General features: G+C 75.1%; 14 protein-coding genes. 9 read left to right on the forward strand and 5 right to left on the reverse strand.

Features of this window, described 5'->3' with window-relative positions; all coding sequences use genetic code 11:
* Positions 1-44 precede the first annotated feature (44 nt).
* On the reverse strand, positions 45-2,276 hold the full coding sequence (locus ACFWDO_RS13955; RefSeq protein WP_380327068.1) for a prolyl oligopeptidase family protein: 2,232 nt from the start codon (positions 2,274-2,276) through the stop codon (positions 45-47).
* A 157-nt stretch (positions 2,277-2,433) separates the two neighbouring features.
* Between ACFWDO_RS13955 and ACFWDO_RS13960 the strand changes: the two genes are divergently transcribed.
* From ACFWDO_RS13960 to ACFWDO_RS13980, 5 genes are read left to right on the forward strand one after another with little or no spacing between them, the layout of a single operon-like run.
* Positions 2,434-3,819, forward strand: a complete 1,386-nt coding sequence (locus ACFWDO_RS13960) for a hypothetical protein (protein WP_380346999.1) — start codon at positions 2,434-2,436, stop codon at positions 3,817-3,819.
* Positions 3,816-4,259 carry a roadblock/LC7 domain-containing protein gene (locus tag ACFWDO_RS13965; RefSeq protein ID WP_380320754.1) on the forward strand — a complete coding sequence of 148 codons (444 nt, stop codon included), beginning with the start codon at positions 3,816-3,818 and terminating at the stop codon, positions 4,257-4,259. Before ACFWDO_RS13960 ends, ACFWDO_RS13965 begins: the two co-directional genes overlap by 4 nt.
* The gene (locus tag ACFWDO_RS13970) at positions 4,256-4,600 is read left to right on the forward strand and encodes a DUF742 domain-containing protein (RefSeq protein ID WP_380320757.1); all 345 of its coding nucleotides are present in this window, start codon (positions 4,256-4,258) and stop codon (positions 4,598-4,600) included. Before ACFWDO_RS13965 ends, ACFWDO_RS13970 begins: the two co-directional genes overlap by 4 nt.
* On the forward strand, positions 4,581-5,222 hold the full coding sequence (locus tag ACFWDO_RS13975) for an ATP/GTP-binding protein (RefSeq protein ID WP_380320760.1): 642 nt from the start codon (positions 4,581-4,583) through the stop codon (positions 5,220-5,222). The genes ACFWDO_RS13970 and ACFWDO_RS13975 overlap by 20 nt, the downstream gene beginning before the upstream one ends.
* Positions 5,219-6,448, forward strand: coding sequence for a cytochrome P450 (locus ACFWDO_RS13980; protein WP_380320763.1), 1,230 nt, complete (start codon positions 5,219-5,221; stop codon positions 6,446-6,448). Before ACFWDO_RS13975 ends, ACFWDO_RS13980 begins: the two co-directional genes overlap by 4 nt.
* Positions 6,449-6,469: 21 nt before the next feature.
* On the opposite strand, the gene ACFWDO_RS13985 is transcribed toward ACFWDO_RS13980, so the two are convergent.
* Positions 6,470-7,966 carry a flavin-containing monooxygenase gene (locus tag ACFWDO_RS13985; RefSeq protein WP_380320766.1) on the reverse strand — a complete coding sequence of 499 codons (1,497 nt, stop codon included), beginning with the start codon at positions 7,964-7,966 and terminating at the stop codon, positions 6,470-6,472.
* 156 nt (positions 7,967-8,122) lie between these two features.
* Between ACFWDO_RS13985 and ligA the strand changes: the two genes are divergently transcribed.
* Positions 8,123-10,609, forward strand: coding sequence for an NAD-dependent DNA ligase LigA (gene ligA, locus ACFWDO_RS13990; RefSeq protein ID WP_380320769.1), 2,487 nt, complete (start codon positions 8,123-8,125; stop codon positions 10,607-10,609).
* 22 nt (positions 10,610-10,631) lie between these two features.
* Positions 10,632-11,747 (forward strand): hypothetical protein, encoded by a 1,116-nt coding sequence (locus ACFWDO_RS13995; RefSeq protein WP_380320772.1) that lies wholly within the window; start codon positions 10,632-10,634, stop codon positions 11,745-11,747.
* A gap of 13 nt (positions 11,748-11,760) precedes the next feature.
* Here ACFWDO_RS13995 and ACFWDO_RS14000 read toward each other — a convergent pair whose 3' ends face one another.
* The 3 genes from ACFWDO_RS14000 to ACFWDO_RS14010 form a co-directional block, all read right to left on the reverse strand.
* Entirely contained in the window at positions 11,761-12,645 is an 885-nt protein-coding gene (locus ACFWDO_RS14000; protein ID WP_380320775.1) for a dihydrodipicolinate synthase family protein, read from the reverse strand.
* A 19-nt stretch (positions 12,646-12,664) separates the two neighbouring features.
* A complete protein-coding gene (locus tag ACFWDO_RS14005; RefSeq protein ID WP_380320778.1) occupies positions 12,665-13,330 on the reverse strand; it encodes a ThuA domain-containing protein in 666 nt (221 codons plus the stop codon).
* Positions 13,331-13,463: 133 nt separating this feature from the next.
* The gene (locus ACFWDO_RS14010; RefSeq protein ID WP_380320781.1) at positions 13,464-14,603 is read right to left on the reverse strand and encodes an ROK family protein; all 1,140 of its coding nucleotides are present in this window, start codon (positions 14,601-14,603) and stop codon (positions 13,464-13,466) included.
* A 120-nt stretch (positions 14,604-14,723) separates the two neighbouring features.
* On the opposite strand from ACFWDO_RS14010, the gene ACFWDO_RS14015 reads away from it, so the two are divergent.
* Together ACFWDO_RS14015 and ACFWDO_RS14020 are read left to right on the forward strand one after the other, a co-directional pair.
* Entirely contained in the window at positions 14,724-16,271 is a 1,548-nt protein-coding gene (locus tag ACFWDO_RS14015; protein ID WP_380320784.1) for a sugar ABC transporter ATP-binding protein, read from the forward strand.
* Complete coding sequence (locus ACFWDO_RS14020) at positions 16,268-17,272, forward strand: ABC transporter permease (RefSeq protein ID WP_380320787.1); 1,005 nt, start codon at positions 16,268-16,270, stop codon at positions 17,270-17,272. Before ACFWDO_RS14015 ends, ACFWDO_RS14020 begins: the two co-directional genes overlap by 4 nt.
* The last annotated feature ends 44 nt before the right edge of the window (positions 17,273-17,316 follow it).

Raw genomic sequence — 17,316 nt, forward strand, 5'->3', positions numbered from 1 at the left:
CGTCTCGGACACGAGACGGGGCCAAACGCCCGCTCACAACAGCCTCAGGCGAGGCGGTCGCGGAGAAAGGTCCAGGCGAGGGCGGCCATGTGCGCGGCCTGGGCGTTGTTGGCCGCGCCGCCGTGCCCGCCCTCGACGTTCTCGTAGGACGTGACGTCGGCGCCCGCCGCCAGCATCAGCGCGGCGAGCTTGCGCGCGTGGCCGGGGTGCACGCGGTCGTCCTTGGTCGACGTCGTGAACAGCACCGGCGGGTAGGCGCGGCCCGCGTCGAACAGGTGGTACGGCGAGAAGGTCCGCACGAACTCCCAGTCGTCCGTGTCCGGGTCGCCGTACTCGGCCATCCACGACGCGCCGGCCAGCAGGTGCGAGTACCGCTTCATGTCCAGCAGCGGCACCTGCACCACGACGGCTCCGAACAGGTCGGGGTACTGCGTGAGCATGTTGCCCGCCAGCAGCCCGCCGTTGGAGCCGCCCTGCGCGCCGAGGTGGGCGGGCGTGGTGATGCCGCGGGCCACGAGGTCGCGCGCGACGGCGGCGAAGTCCTCGTACGCCCGGTGCCGGTTCTCCCGCAGGGCCGCCTGGTGCCACGCCGGGCCGTACTCGCCGCCGCCGCGGATGTTCGCGACCACGTACACGCCGCCGTCGGCGAGCCAGGCGCGGCCCACCGTGCCGGAGTACCCGGGCAGCAGCGGGATCTCGAAGCCGCCGTACCCGTACAGCAGGGTGGGTGCCGTGCCGCCCGCCTCCGGGTCGGCGGGGCGCACCAGGTCCTCGCGGCCCACGACGAAGTACGGCACGCGGGTCCCGTCCGGAGACGTGGCGAAGTGCTGGTCCGCGACCATGCCTGCGGCGTCGAAGAACGCCGGCGCGGACTTCAGCACCTCGGGCTCCGGCTGCTCGGTGGCCGCGCCCGGCCCGGCGACGGTCGTCAGGGCGAGGGTCGACGGCGTGAGGTAGCCCGTGGTCGTGACCCACACGTCGTCGCTGTCGAGGGCGTCCACGGCGCGCACCCCGACGGTCAGCAGCCCGCCGCCCAGCGGCAGCTCGGAGCGGGTCCACGCGACGCCGGGGGCGGCGTCGGCGGGCGGGGTGAGCACGTGCACCGCGTTCTTCACGTCGTCGAGGACGTTGACGACCAGGTGGTGGCGCGTCCAGGACGCCCCGACCAGGGAGGTCGACGACGTGGGCGCGAAGAGCACGGTGAGGTCGCGCGCGCCGGCGAGGAACGCGTCGGCGGGCGCCGCGAGCAGGGAGCCGGCGGCGTAGGTGCGGTCGGGGCCGTCGGAGGACGGCACGGTCCAGTCGTCGCGCAGCTCGACGAGCAGCCACTCGCGGTGGAAGCCGACCTCGGCGGACTCGGGCACGTCGACCTTGACCAGGCGCTGGTCCCGCGTCCCGACGGCCTCGACGAGGTACGTCTCCGACCGGTAGAACGCGATGGAACGGGTCACGACGTCCCGCTCGAAGCCCGGCGTACGGGACCGCCGGGCGGAGATGTACATGTCCTCGGCCGTGCCCTCGTAGACCGTGGCGGCGTCCTCGAGCGGGGTGCCGCGGCGCCAGAGCCGCGCGATGCGGGGGTAGCCGGACGAGGAGGTCGTGCCGGGCCCGAAGTCGGTGAACACGTACACGGTGTCCTCGTCCGCCCAGGCGAGCCCGCCCTTGGCGCCGGTGCGGCCGTCGGCCCGCGCGGTGTCGCGCTCGAAGCCGCCCTCGGCCGCCGGCACGAACCGCTTGGCCACGAGGTCGAACTCGCGCGTGACGTCGGCGTCGGAGCCGCCGGGGGAGAGGTCCACCAGGGCGCGGCGCCACGGCTCGCCGGCCGCGAGCTGCTCGGGCGTCGGTCGCAGGAGCGACGCGCCGTGCCACACCCAGCTCTCGCCCTCGGCCTCCGCGAGGGCGTCGAGGTCGAGGACCGTCTCCCAGTCGGGCGCGTCGGTGCGGTAGGAGTCGGGGGTGGTGCGGCGCCACAGGCCGCGCTCGTGCGCGGCGTCGCGCCAGAAGTTGTACAGGTGGTCGCCGATCCGCGACACGTCGGGGATGCGGTCGTCGGAGTCCAGCACCTCGCGGACCGCGGCCTGCGTCGCCTCGAACCCGGGTGCGGCGCCGACCGTCGCGTGCGCGTGGTCGTTGCGCTCGCGCACCCACGCCAGCGCGGCCTCGCCCTCGACCTCCTCGAGCCATGCGAACGGGTCGGGCGCAGCCGGATCGAGCGGGGTGTCGAGCGGGGTCGGCGGGGCGTCGGTGGGTGCGGTCGCGGTGCGCTCGGCGGTCATGCTCGGCACCCTAGCCGCAGCTCCCGCCGGGGCTCGGCGCGCGGGCGGCACGGCCCCTTTCACCCGCGGGTCGCTCATGGTAGAAACTCCTGGTCAGAGCAGTAAATCCGGTATGGACGTTCCGAGAGACCCGTCCCTTTCCACCCCCGGGGGTGCGGTGCGCACGACGACCACCGCCGGCACGCGCACGACGCGCCTGCCGGCCCTGATCTGCGCCGCGCTGGCCATGGCGTGCGTCCTCGCCGGGCCGGCGCTCGCCGACCGGCTGACCGCCGCCGGCACGTGGGGGCTGGCCGGCGCCGCCGCCCTCCTGGTCGTCCTCGCGACCGCGCTGCTGGCGGGCGCCGCCCGGCGCGCCGAGGCCGCGCGCCGGGCGCTGCAGGCTGAGGGTGTCGTCCGGGCCGCCGACCTCGCCGCGTCCGCCCGCGCCCTGGAGGACGCGACGGCCGAGCTGGCGCGCACGCGCGCGGCCCGCGACGACGAGCGGTCCGCCGTCGAGACCGCGGTCGTCGCGCTGGGCCGCAAGGTGCAGGCGTCCGCGCACCGCATCCAGGAGGAGTCGGCGCGCACCGTCCAGCGGCACGCGGCCGACCCGGACGTGCTCCAGACGGCGATGCGGATCGACCACGCCGCCGCCCAGCACGCCCGCCAGGCGCAGAACCTCGTGGCGCTGTGCGGCCGCCGCCCCGGGCAGACCTGGGACGACCCGCTGCCGCTGCCCGACGTCGTCCGCGCCGCCGCGGGCCGCATCACCGCGTTCCAGCGCGTGGAGGTCTCCGGCGACCCGGGCCTGGCGGTGGTCGGCCGCGCCGTCGAGCCGGTCGTGCACGTGGTGGCCGAGCTGCTCGCCAACGCCACGCAGTGCTCCCCGCCGAGCACGCAGGTGCTCGTCGCCGTCCGGCAGGTGCAGCGCGGCGCCGTCATCGAGATCGACGACTGCGGCGTGGGCATGGAGACCCGCGAGCTCGAGCGCGTGCGCGCGGTGGCGTCCGGCGCGCGCCCCGTCGGGATCGCCGACCTCGGCGAGGTGCCGCAGACCGGCCTGGCGGTGGTCGGGTCGTACGCTCGTGCGCTCGACCTGCGCGTCGACCTCATGGAGTCCGTCTACGGCGGACTGCGCGCCGTCGTCCTCGTCCCCGGCGACCTGACCACCGCGGTCGCCGCCGCGCCCGACACCCTCGCCCCCAGCGTGGACGACGCCTGGCCGGAGCGGCCGCGCGACGCCGTGCCCGTCGTGCGGGACGACACCGCGCCCGACGCCGCCGCTCCGGACGCCGCCGTGCCCGAGCAGGCGACCCCCGACGCCGCGCCCGTGCTGCCACAGCGGCGCGCGCGCCGCGGCGACGCGGCCACCGGTGCCCAGCGGGTGGTCGACCGCGCCCCCGACGCCGCCACCGCTGCTCCCGACGCCCCCGACCAGTCGGCCGAGGAGGCCGGCGCCTGGATCGGCGCGTTCTTCGCCGCGGCCCCGGCCACGGCTGACAGCCCCGCCCACGACACGCCGTCGTCCGCCGAGCCGGACGCGAACCCGGAGGACTCATGACCACCCAGACCACCGGCGCGACGCCGACCCCGGCCGCGCATCCGGACAGCTGGATGCTCGACCTGGTGGCGGGGGTGCGCGGGGTGCGGCACGTCGTGGTCCTCAGCTCCGACGGCCTGGTGAAGGTCCGCACCGACGTCACGGAACCCGACACGGCGGACAAGGTCGCCGCCGCGTGCGCGGGCCTCGTCGCCCTCGGCACGAGCATGGGCCGCGAGTTCGGCGCCGGCGACCGGCTGCGCCAGGTGCTCGTGGAGTTCGAGGGCGGCTTCCTCTTCGTGCGCCGCGCGGGCGACGGGTCGCGGCTCGCCGTCGTCACCGACGCGTCCGTGGACCCGGGGCTGGTGGCGCAGCAGATGCAGGCGCAGGTGCTCATGATCGGCGAGCGCACCCTCGGCACCGACGTGCTGCGCCCCGCCGAGCCCGGGGAGACGCGATGACGGACGGCTTCCGCGACCACCCGGTGCGCTCGTACGTCCTGACGGGCGGGCGCGCGCACCCCAGCCGCAACACGCTGCGGCCCGAGACGCTGCTGTGCGCCGTCGACGACGGGCGCGAGCTGCCCCGCGGGGCCGGCCGGCACGAGCGCGCCCTCCTCGCGACGTGCCGCGGCACGCTGTCCCTCGCGGAGCTCGCCGCGTACCTGCGGCTGCCCACGAGCCTCGTCGCCGTGCTGGCCTCCGACCTGCTCGACGCCGGGTACCTCGCGGTCCGCTCGCCGCAGAGCGCGGTCGGCCTGGACGTGCTGGAGGAGGTCCTCGATGGTCTCCGACGCTTCTGAGCGGGGCGCGGCGGACGGTGCGACGGACGGTGCAGGGAAGGGCGCGGCGCGGCACCTGGCCGCCACCGTCGAGCGGTCGGTCAAGGTGCTCGTCGTGGGCGCCTACGGCGTCGGCAAGACGACCCTCATCGGCGCGGTGAGCGAGGTGCCCGTGCTCACCACGGAGGAGGAGATCACGGCCGCCAGCGTGGGCGTCGACCCCCGCCTCGGCGCGAAGTCGACCACCACGGTGGCGATGGACTTCGGCCGCGTGACGGTGGGCGGCACGACGGCGCTCTACCTGTTCGGCACGCCGGGCCAGAAGCGCTTCTGGGACCTGTGGGCGGGCCTCGCGGACGGCGCGGTCGGGGCGCTCGTCGTCGTGGACACGCGGCGCCTGGAGGACAGCTTCGAGGTGCTGGACCAGCTCGAGGAGCACACGGAGCTGCCCGTGGCCGTGGTGGTCAACGAGTTCCCCGGCGCGCCGCGGCACTCGACCGACGCGGTGCGGGCGGCGCTCGACCTGCCGCCGGGCACCCCGGTGGTGACGGGCGACCTGCGCGAGCGGCGCCAGGCCGTGGAGGCCCTCAAGGCGCTGGTCGCGCACGCGGTGCGGCTCGCGGGCGGGAGCGCGGCCGCGTGAGCCTCACGGGTGCCGTGCGGGTCGTGCCGCTGGAGGAGGTCGCCGACCGGCCGCTCCTGGCCGACCTGGCGGGCGCGCCCGACCCGGCCGAGCGGTACGAGGCCCTGCGCTCCCGCTGGGGCTCGCTCGCGCCCGTCGACCTCGAGCCCGGCGTGCCGGCGTGGCTCGCGCTGGGGCACGCCGAGGTGTCCGCCGTGCTGCGCAACGAGGCCCTGTTCACGCGCGACGCGCGGCGCTGGCGCTACGAGGCCGAGCGCATGGTCGCCTGGCGCTCGCCCACGCGGGCGGTCCTCGCCCCGCGCGACAGCGCCCACGACCGCGACGGCGACCAGCACCGCCGCCTGCGCACGCCGCTGGCCGACGCCCTCGACGCCGTCGAGGAGAAGCGGGTGGCGCGGACCGTCGACGTGGCGTGCACCTCGGTCCTGGACCGGCTGGCCGCGCGCGGCAGCGCCGACATGGTGGCCGAGTACGCCGTCGATGTCCCCGTGCGGGTGCTCGCCGACCTGCTGGGCATGACGCTCGCGGACGCGCGCCGCCTGCACCAGCTCACCGTCGTCCAGCGCGCCGGCACCGCGGACTCGTTCGCGGCGTCCGAGGAGGCCGAGGACCTGCTGGCGGGCTTCGTCGCCGCCCGGCGGGCCGAGCCGAGCGACGACCTCACGTCCGCGCTGCTGGCGCACCCGGCCCACGAGAACGACCTCGAGGTGATGGGCGCCGTCGGCCTGGTCTTCGCCACCGCCCACGACGCGGAGATCGCGTGGATCGCGACCGCCCTCCAGCGCCTGCTCGCGGACCCCGGGTTCGCGGCGCGGCTGCACGGCGGCCGCATCTCGCTGGACGACGCCCTCGACGAGGTCGCCCGCGACGCGCCGCCGCTGCCGCACCTGCGGCCCCGCTACGCCCTCGCGGACTGCGAGCTGGGCGGGCAGGCCGTGGCGGCCGGCGACGCCGTCGTGCCCGCCGTCGCGGCGGCGAACGCGGACCGCGCGGTGCGGGCGGCCGACCCGTGGGAGCAGGTCGACGCCCGGTTCCACCTGACGTGGGGGACGGGCGCGCACGCCTGCCCGGCGCACCGCACCGCGCCGCTGATCACGCGGACGGTCGTCGGGCACTTCCTGGCCCGGGTCGCCGACATGGAGCTGACGGCGCCGCGGGTCGACGTCGTGCCGGTGCGCTCGGCGTGGGTGCGCCACCCGGCCGAGCTCCCGGTCCGCTTCCGCTGACCGGCGGCCCGCGCGGGGGTGTCAGGCGCCCTGGCCGACCCGCCGGCGGAGCGTGGCGGACAGGTGCCGGTACGCCCGGGGGTCCACCGGCAGGAGCCACTGGCCGGCGCGGGTGGCGGCCGGCAGGCGCAGGTCCAGGTCGTCGAGCATCTCGTCGATCTGGTGCAGCGAGAACGGGATGACGTTGGTGCCGCGGGCGTGCTTGCCCTCGGTGCGCTTCTCCATCCAGTCCACGCGGTTGGTCACGTGCTCGCGGCGCACCTGGATCGGCGGCACCCGCACCGCGCCGGCCAGGAGGGCGGCGGTCCACAGGGCGCCGACCTCCGCCGACAGCGGGCTGAACAGCGACGAGTTGTACCCGGCGAACGTCAGGTGCGGCACGTCGTGCGGGAGCACCTGGCGGTAGAGCTGGAAGTTGCCGCGGTCGTCGAGCAGGCGGGCCTGCAGGTCGTCGTCGAGGAACGGCACGCGCTGGTGGAAGCCGGTGCCGCACACGACGAGGTCCGCGGGCACGGTGGTGCCGTCGTCGAGCACGGCGACCGGCGCGCCGTCGTCGTCGGTGGCCAGGCGCTCGATCTCGGCGTCGCGGTGGACGCGGATGGCGCCGTCGGCGACCTGGTCGAAGAACCCGTCGGTGGCGAGCGACACGGTGGAGCGGGCGATGTCGGCGAACTCGCCGCGGGGCACGAGGCCCAGCTCCTTGAGGTGCAGCTGCTTGGTGGAGACCGAGCCCACGCTGCCCAGCATGGACTTGCGGACGCCGTCGCCGGGGCCGTGCAGGAACCGCTCCATGCCGCCCGAGACGGTCTGATAGCGGAACAGGCCCTCGCCCATCCGCGTGAGCAGCAGGTACTTGTAGTTGAGCGCGTTGCCGAGCCGCTTGGGCAGCTTCCACAGCAGGTGGCGCGCGACGACGTGGGTGCTCGCGGCGACGGGACCGACCTCCGCGGCGACGTCGCAGGCCGACTTGCCGTAGCCGACGACGACGACGTGCTTCCCGCGCGCGTCCTCGAGCGACGTGAGCTGGCTGGCCGCGACGACCTTGCCGCCCGCACGCATGAGCTGCGCCAGACCCTCGAAGCGGGGGATCACGGGGTCGGAGAAGATGCCGTTCGCGACGACGACGTGGTCGAACGGCTCGGGGTCGCCCACGGGCTCGCCCGCCCGGCGCGCGGTGACCAGCCAGCCGTCCTCGGCCGCCGTGAGCTCGGCGTGGACCACCTCGGTGGACAGGCGCAGGGCCGGGCGCAGGTCGTGCAGGTCGACGTACCGCTCGAGGTAGGCCTGCACCTGCTCGCCGCTGGGCCACTCGGGGTAGTCCTTCGGCATGGGCAGGTCGGAGAAGGCGTACGAGCCCTTGTTGTTCTGGGTGGTGAGCCCGGAGTAGCGGCGGCTGGCGCTCCAGACGCCGCCGACGTCGGGGGCCTTGTCGAGCACGGTCACGTCGTGCCCGAACTCGCGGAGCACCTTGGCACTGGCCAGGCCGGCGAAGCCGGCGCCGACGACGGCGATCTTCATGAGCGTCCTTGCGGTCGGTCGGGTGGGGATCGGACGAGGGGCCAAATCGCCAGAATCGTAGCGGTTCGGACAGCGCAGGAACAGGTCTTCCCGCAGGTCGGGCGGCCGGGGCCGCCCGACCCGGCCCGTGTCGGCGGCACGCGGCAAGATGGGCCCGTGACGGACACCGAGAACACCGCGCCGGACACCGCGCCCGACAGCACGCTCGACAGCACCCTCGACGAGGCCTCCGCCCAGCGCCGCTGGGCGGAGCTGGTCGCGCTGGTGGAGGCCGACCAGCGCGCCTACTACGAGGACGACGCCCCGCGGGTGTCCGACGCCGAGTACGACGCGCGGATGCACGAGCTGGCGGCGATCGAGGCCGCGCACCCCGCGCTGCAGACGCCCGAGTCCCCGACGCAGCGGGTGGGTGGCGCGGCCGCGGGCGGCTTTGCCACGGTGGAGCACGTCGAGCGCATGCTGAGCCTCGACAACGTGTTCTCGGTCGAGGAGCTGCGCGCCTGGGACGCGCGCGTGGCCCGCGACCTCGGCGCCGAGCACGTCGGGTACCTGTCCGAGGTGAAGATCGACGGTCTCGCGATCGCCCTGCTGTACGAGAAGGGCCGCCTGGTGCGCGCGGCGACCCGCGGGGACGGCCGCACGGGCGAGGACGTCACGCAGAACGCGCTGCGGATCGCCGACATCCCGCGGCGCCTCGCCGGCGACGGCCACCCCGACCTGGTCGAGATCCGCGGCGAGGTCTTCATCCCGGTCGCGGCGTTCGAGCGCCTCAACGCGCTGCAGGCGCAGCTGCGCGACCGCGTGGTGGTGGAGTCCCGCCAGCGGCACGACGGCCGGGCGACGTCCGCGCGCCCGTTCGACGAGGAGCGCGCCCGCGTCGCCGCGCTGCGCCGCTTCCCGCAGTTCGCGAACCCGCGCAACGCGGCGGCCGGCGGCCTGCGCCAGCTGCTCGACAAGAAGGACGGCATGGAGCTCGAGGCGGGCGTCGCCCGCGTGGAGTCGCTGCGCCTGTACGTGCACGGGATCGGCGCGCTGCAGTGGACGGCCGGCGAGCACACGGAGCTGGCGCGGCAGTCGGAGGCGTACGAGCACTTCGCGCGCTGGGGGCTGCCGGTCTCGCCGCACAACCGCGTGGTCGAGGGGATCGACGGCGTCGTCGAGATGATCGAGTGGTTCGGCGCCCACCGCCACGACATCGAGCACGAGCTGGACGGCATCGTCGTCAAGGTCGACGCCCTCGCGGACCAGCAGCGGCTCGGCGCGACGAGCCGCGCGCCCCGCTGGGCCATCGCCTACAAGTACCCGCCGGAGGAGGTCACCACCCGCCTGCTCGCCATCCAGGTGGGCGTCGGCCGCACGGGTCGCGCCACCCCGTACGCGGTGATGGAGCCGGTCCTGGTGGCGGGCTCCACGGTGCGGCAGGCCACGCTGCACAACCAGGACGTGGTGAAGGCCAAGGGCGTGCGCATCGGCGACATGGTCGTGCTGCGCAAGGCCGGCGACGTCATCCCCGAGATCCTCGGCCCCGTCACCGCCCTGGCCGACGACGGCTACCCGCGCGAGGACTTCGTCATGCCCGAGCGGTGCCCGGAGTGCGGCACCCCGCTGCGGCCGATGAAGGAGGGCGACGTCGACCTGCGCTGCCCCAACGCCGAGACCTGCCCGGCGCAGGTGCGCGGCCGGGTGGAGCACATCGGGTCGCGCGGCGGCCTGGACGTCGAGGCGCTCGGCGAGGTGACGGCGTCCGCGCTCACCCAGCCCGAGGTCCCCGAGGTCCCGCCCCTGCGCACCGAGGCCGGCCTGTTCGACCTCACGCTGGAGCAGCTGCTGCCCATCGAGGTCGTGGTGCGCGACGCCGAGACGGGACTGCCCACCGTCGACGAGAACGGGGTCGCGCGGCGCCGGACGCCGTTCCGCAAGAAGGTCACGTACACCAAGGCGCGGCGCGCCGACGCCGAGGCGGCGGGGGAGGAGCTGCCCGAGCTCGAGCCGACGGCCGCCGCCACCAAGCTCCTCGAGGAGCTGGAGCTCGCCAAGACCAAGGACCTCTGGCGGATCCTGGTCAGCCTCAACATCCGCCACGTCGGACCGGTCGCGGCCCGGGCGCTCGCGGGCTGGTTCGGCTCGCTGGACGCGATCCGGGCGGCGTCGCGCGAGGAGCTGGCGGCCGTCGAGGGCGTGGGCACGATCATCGCCGACGCGCTCCTGGCCTGGTTCGACGTCGAGTGGCACCGCGAGATCGTCGACCGCTGGCAGGCCGCCGGGGTGCGCACCTGGATCCCCGACCACCCGGGCCCGGCGGCCATGGCCGCGAAGGCGGACGAGGCCCCGACGGGCCCGCTCGCCGGGCTGACGGTCGTGGTGACAGGGTCGCTCGAGGGGTACAGCCGCGACGGCGCCAAGGAGGCGATCCTCGCCGCAGGCGGCAAGGCGGCCGGGTCGGTCTCGAAGAAGACGGACTACGTGGTGGTGGGGGAGAACGCCGGGTCGAAGGCGGCCAAGGCGGAGGAGCTCGGCCTGCCCGTCCTCGACGAGGCCGCGTTCACGCGCCTGCTGGAGGGCGGTCCCGCCGCGCTCGGCGACACCGGCGGCGACACCGGCGAGGGCCCGGAGGGCGACGCGGACGAGCCCGGGGACGACTGACGCCCGCGGCTACGATGCGCGGGTGCCGGATTCCCTCGCCCCGAACCAGTCCTCCGCCCCGACCCTGACCCTGCGCGGCGCCCACCTCGTGGGCTCGGTGAACCTGCCGAGCGCGCGCGACACGCTGCGCACGGTCGCGACGCGGCTGGGCGCGCACGCCCGCCGCATCCCGGACGGCGAGGTGGGCGAGCGGTTCCACTGGATCCTCTTCCAGGGCGCGCGCTTCGAGGCGGTCGACGGCCTGACGCGCGTGGGCGAGGCACCGGTCGTCGTGGCCGGGTTCGACGTGCGGCCGCACGTGCTGGACGGCACGGTGCCGGCCGAGGAGCTGCGGTTCGGGCCGCTCGGGTACGCGGAGGCCGCGATCGCCTCCTATGCCGACTTCGTGGCGCTGCGGGCCGGGGGCGTGATCGCGCCGGGCACGCGGTTCCAGGTGTGCCTCCCGTCGCCGCTGGCCGCGGTGACGACGTTCGTCGCGCCCGCCGACCGCGCGGCGGTGCATCCGGTGTACGAGGCGGCGCTCGTACGTGAGCTCGAGGAGATCTGCGCGGCCGTGCCCGCCCCGGACCTCGCCGTGCAGGTGGACCTCGCCACCGAGTTCGCGTTCGTCGAGGGCGCGAACCTGGGCGGCGGCGCCGCGCGAGCCTGGTTCGACCGCGGCGCCGGCGGGGAGGAGGACGTCGTGGCGGGGTGTGCGGCCCGTGCGGCGCGGTTCGCGGCGCACGTGCCCGCCGACGTCCAGCTCGGCTTCCACCTCTGCTACGGCGACGTCGCGGAGAAGCACTTCGTCGAGCCGGCGGACACGGGCCACCTCGTCGCCATGGCGAACGCCCTGGTGACGGCCCTGCCGCGCCCGATCACGTGGGTGCACCTGCCGGTCCCGATCGACCGGGCCGACGTCGCCTACGTGGCGCCGCTCGCCGGCCTCGCGCTGGACGGGGCCACCGAGCTGTACCTCGGCGTGCTGCACCACGAGGACGGCGCCGAGGGCGCGTCCCGCCGGCTCGCGGCCGCCGCGCAGGTGCTCGGCGACCGCGTGGTCGGCGTCGCCACCGAGTGCGGGTTCGGCCGCGGCCCGTCCGAGCGCACGGCCGCGCTCCTGGACCTGCACGTCGAGGTGCTCGAGCGCTCGGCCTGACCCTGCGCGACGGTCAGGGCCGCCGCGCGACGACGTCCCGCAGGGCGGCCTCGTCCGCGGCGGTGAGCGGCACCAGCGCGTCGCGCGGGGGCGCGGTCGGCGTGCCCAGCAGCGCGGCGAGGGCGTGCAGTGCCGTCACCGGCCGGCCCGTGCCCGCCACGGCGCGAGCGACGTCGAGCAACCAGTCCCGTGCCGGGCGTGCGGCGTCGGTCCCGGCGACCCGGTCCCGCCGCACGGCCACGTACTCGGCGGGCGCGAGGGCGGCGAGCCCGGTGTGCCAGGCGTCGGCGGGCTCGGCGTCGGCGACGAGCGCGGGGTCCCCGCTCAGCCCGACGGCGACGGCGGGCGCGGCGGCGCGCAGCGCGGCCGCGCGCCCGGTGGGGCGGGACGGCAGCGACGCGGGGTCCTTGACCGCGACGACCGAGCGGTCCGCGGCGAGCTCGGCGAACAGGGCGGGGGAGACGTCGAACCCGAGCTGGACCGGCTTGTTGTAGAAGCAGACCGGGGCGCCGGACGCGGCGGCCCCGACCCGCGCGAACAGCGCGCGGACCTCCGCCTCGTCGAGCGGCAGGTAGGAGAACGGGGGCAGCACCAGGCCCGCGGCCCCCGCCGCGACGGCCGACCGGGCGAGGCCGGCCGCGCGGTGCGCGGACCCGGCGGCGACGCCGACGTGCACCGGCGTGGCGCCGGCGGCCGCGAGGGCCACGCGCACCACGGCGTCGCGTTCGGCGTCGTCGAACGAGACCCCGGAGCCCGAGGTCGCGAGCACGACGACGCCGTCCACCCCGGCCTCGACGGCGCGGCCGACGAGGCCCTCGAGCGCGTCCAGGTCGACGACCGCGTCGGCGTCGAGCGGGGTGATCGGGTAGGCGAGCAGTCCGGTGAAGGCCGAGGTCATGGCCGCATCGTAGGGGCGGTCAGCGGCTCGCCCAGAGCATCCCCCGCTCGATGATCGAGCGGATCTCGGGCGTCTCCAGGTCGGCGAGCTGGTGGCCCGGGGTGCAGACGAAGATCTTCCCTGCACCCCAGCGGCGGGTCCACACGGCCGGCGACACGATCGGCTCGTGCCACGGGTCGCCCTCGCGCACCGCGATCTCGGTGGTGGCGAGCACCTCGCACGCGGAGTCGGTGAGCATCCAGTACTGCTCCGAGACCAGCTCGATCCGCTCGATGCCGGCGACGATCGGGTGGTCGGCGTGCTCCGGCAGGACCTCCACGGTGTGCGGCACGAGGTCGTGGGCGTGGGCGGCGAACTGCCCGCCGGTCATCTGGAGGTAGTCGGTCGCCATCCGGAACGAGTCCACGACGCCGCCGTGCCACCCGGCGAGGCCGGTGCCCGCGGCGACCGCGGCGCGCAGCCCCCGGATCTCGTCCGGCAGGATCTCGCCCATGGTCCAGCACTGGACCACCAGGTCGACCTCCGCCATGAACCCGGCGTCCGCGTACACCTCCAGGTTCTCGGCGACGGACACCTCGAACCCCGCCTCCTTGAGGAAGGGGATGAACAGCTCGGTCGCCTCCGCCGGGGCGTGTCCCGGCCATCCACCCTGCACGATCAGCGCGCGACGTCCCGCTTCGGTCATGTGTCCTCCTCGACGCACGTTCTCGACGTGCTCGGGGCAACCTCGCCCCCGCACGCTCGCCCACATGCTTCACCGGCCGCGCGGCGGCGTCAACATCGCCGGCGGGGCGTGACCTGCGCGCCGGGCGCGACGCTCAGACGGTCCCGGCGATGGCGTCGATCGCGTCCGGCGAGAGCACGTGGTCCACCACCATGGCGCTCGCGCCGAGAACGCCCGCCTTGCCGCCGGTCTCCGACGTCACGATGCGCAGGTGCTGGGTCGCCAGCGGCAGCGAGCGCCGGTAGACGACCTCGCGGATCCCGGCGATGAGGTGCTCCCCGGCGTCGGCGAGGACGCCTCCGATGACGATGAGGGACGGGTTGAGCATGCTCACGCACGCCGCGAGCACGATGCCGATGTCGCGACCGGCCTGCCGCACGGCGGCGCTGGCCGCGAGGTTGCCGGAGCGCACGAGCCGGATGACGTCGCTGCCCCGCTCCGCGTCCAGGCCCTGGGCGCGGAGCTTGTCCGCGACGGCCTGGCCGCTCGCGATGGCCTCGAGGCAGCCGAAGTTGCCGCAGCGGCACGGCACCTCCTCGGCGCCCATGACCGCGATGTGCCCGATGTCGCCCGCGGCGCCCTGCGCGCCGCGGGTCAGGGTGCCGTCGGTGACGATGCCGGAGCCGATGCCGGTGGCGACCTTGACGAACAGGATGTTGTCGACCGTCGACCACGCGGTGCGGTGCTCGCCGAGCGCCATGACGTTGACGTCGTTGTCGACGAGGACGGGCGCGTCGAAGTGCCGGCCCAGGATCCCCGGGGCGTCGACCTGGTCCCACGCGGGCATGATCGGCGGCATGATCGGGTGCCCGGTGGAGTGCTCGACGGGGCCGGGCAGCCCGACGCCGACGCCGGCCAGCCGGTCGTGGCCCCACCCTGACGCCGCGAGCAGCGCGTCGCCGCGGTCGGCCACCCAGCCCAGCACCGCGTCGGGCCCCTCGGCGATGGCCAGGGGGGCGTCGTCCTCGGCCAGGATCTGGCCGGCGAGGTCGGTGAGAGCGATCCGGGCGTGCATCGCCCCCAGGTCGACCGCGAGCACCACCTTGGCGGCGGGGTTGAAGGCGAAGGTCGCGGGCGGCCGTCCGCCGGTGGACGTCGCCTCGCCCGCCGGCACGATCAGACCCGCCGCCATCAGGAGGTCGATCCGTGCGGCGATCGTCGATCGTGCTTGGCCCGTGGCGGCGGCCAGGTCGGCTCGGGTGCGCGGCTCGCGGTCGCGCAGCATCTGAAACATGTGCCCTGCACCCGTCGGACGGGGCGCGAATTTCAGCATCTCCTCCATGAGCACAGTCAATCACGATCGACACGCCACTTTTGCTTGACGATCGGCAAAAGGGGCCCTAGGTTCTGTCACATGGTCGACGCAGACCCCCAAGAGGCGCCGCAGCAGCGCCGTGAGCCCGAGCCTCCCCTGCTCCGCATGGAGGGCATCGTCAAGCACTTCCCGGGAGCCAAGGCGCTCGACGGCGTGGACATCGACATCGTCGCCGGCGAGGTGCACTGCCTGCTCGGCCAGAACGGTGCCGGCAAGTCCACCCTCATCAAGGTCCTGGCGGGCGCCCACCAGCCCACGTCGGGCCGGATCGTGCTCGACGGCGAGGAGACCGTCATCCCGCACCCCGTCGCGGCCCTGCGCCTCGGCGTCGCGACGATCTACCAGGAGCTCGACGTCGTCGACGGCCTCACCGTCGCCGAGAACGTCTTCCTCGGCCACGAGCTCGACCGCGGCGGCTTCACCCAGCGGCGCGAGGCCACGAAGCGCACCCGCGAGATGCTCCGCCGCCTCGGCCACCCGGAGATCTCCCCGCACCGCGAGGTCGGCACGCTGTCGGCCGCGGGCAAGCAGGTGGTGTCGATGGCGCGGGCGCTCTCCCACGACGCGCGGGTCATCGTCATGGACGAGCCGTCGGCCGTGCTCGACGCGGGCGAGGTCGAGAACCTCTTCCGCGTGGTGCGCGAGCTCACCGCGCAGGGTGTGGCCGTCGTCTACATCTCCCACCGCATGGAGGAGATCCGCGAGATCGGCGACCGCATCACCGTCCTCAAGGACGGGCGCACGGTGGGGCGCAACCTGCCCGCCACGACGCCGACCTCCGAGCTCATCCACCTCATGACCGGCCGCGCGGTCGAGTACGCCTTCCCGCAGCGGCCGGGCGTCCCCGCCGACGCCCCCGTCGTGCTCGACGTCGAGGGCCTCGCCCTCGGGGGCACGTTCGAGGACGTGTCCTTCCAGGTGCGGGCCGGCGAGATCGTCGGCCTCGCGGGGCTCGTCGGCGCCGGGCGCTCGGAGATCCTCGAGACGCTCTACGGCGCCCGGCGCCGCACCGCGGGCACGGTCGCCGTCAACGGGCGCCGGCTGCGGGCGGGCTCGGTCGCCGCGGCGGTGGACGCCGGCATCGGCCTGTGCCCCGAGGAGCGCAAGAGCCAGGGGCTCGTGCTCGACCAGCCCGTCTACCGGAACGTCACCCTGTCGACGTTCGCCCGCATGGCCCACGGCGGCTGGCTGGACGAGCGCGCGGAGCGCGCGGCAGCCCGCGAGCAGGTCGAGGCGCTCGACCTGCGCCCCGCCGACGTCGGTCGGGCCATCCGCACCCTGTCCGGCGGCAACCAGCAGAAGGCGATGTTCGGCCGCTGGGTGGTGCACGGCGTCGACGTGCTGCTGCTCGACGAGCCCACCCGCGGCGTCGACGTCGGCGCCCGTTCCGAGCTGTACGCCCTGGTGCGCCGGCTCGCGGACGCCGGGACGGCGGTGGTCGTCGTCTCGAGCGAGATCCCGGAGGTCCTGGGGCTCGCCGACCACGTGCTCGTGGTCTCCGAAGGACGCGTCGTGCACCGTGCACCGGCGCAGGACATCGACGAGCACCGCGTGCTCGACCTCGTCATGGAAGGAACCGCCGCATGAGCACCCAGGCCGCCGCGCCGCCCGCCGAGGCGTCGCGCACCTCGTGGTTGTCCGGCCCGGCCGGCCGCACGATCGGGCTGGTCGTGGCCCTCGTCCTCCTCGCCGTCGTCGGCGTGATCACGGGCGGCGAGCGCTTCGGCAGCGTCAGCAACCTCATGACCATCCTCCGGCTCGCGTCCGTGACGGGCGTGCTGGCGATCGGGATGACCTTCGTCATCACGGCCGGCGGCATCGACCTCTCGGTCGGGTCCCTGGTCGGCCTCTCGTCCGTGTGGGCCAGCACGCTCGCCACGCAGACGATGGCCGAGAACACGCACTGGACGGTCATGGTGCTCACGGCGCTCGTGGTCGGCACCGTGGCCGGCCTCATCAACGGCGCGATCATCGCGTACGGCAAGGTGGTGGCGTTCATCGCCACCCTCGCGATGATGATCGCCGCCCGCGGCCTGGCGGAGATGATCTCCGGCCGGCAGACGCAGGTCGTGAAGGTCGACGGCTTCCTCGACTTCTTCCGGGCGGACTTCATCGGCGTGCCGGTGCTGGTCTGGATCTTCGTCGTGGTCGCCGTGGCCGGCTGGTTCCTGTTCAACCGCACCACGTTCGGCCGCCGCACGGTGGCCGTGGGCGGCAACATCGAGGCCGCCCGCCTCGCCGGCATCAAGGTGCAGCGGCACGTGCTGTACCTCTACGCGCTGTGCGGGCTGACCTCCGGCATCGCGGGCGTCATGATGCTCGGCCGCACCACGGCGGGCAGCTCGACGAACGGCCTCTACTACGAGCTCGAGGTGATCGCCGCGGTGGTCGTCGGCGGCACGCTCCTCGTCGGCGGCCGCGGCACGATCGTCGGCACCGTCATCGGCGTCCTCATCTTCGCGATGCTGACCAACGTCTTCACCATCAACAACCTGTCGATCTCCGCCCAGAACGTCGCCAAGGGCGCGATCATCGTGGCCGCCGTGCTGATCCAGCAGCGGTTCGCCAGGCGCTCCACGTCGACCTGACCTCCCCGCGCCGCACCCGAGGTCCCGCTGTTCCGCTGTTCCCG

The sequence above is a fragment of the Isoptericola sp. NPDC060185 genome (genome assembly GCF_042728595.1).
GTDB lineage: Bacteria > Actinomycetota > Actinomycetes > Actinomycetales > Cellulomonadaceae > Isoptericola.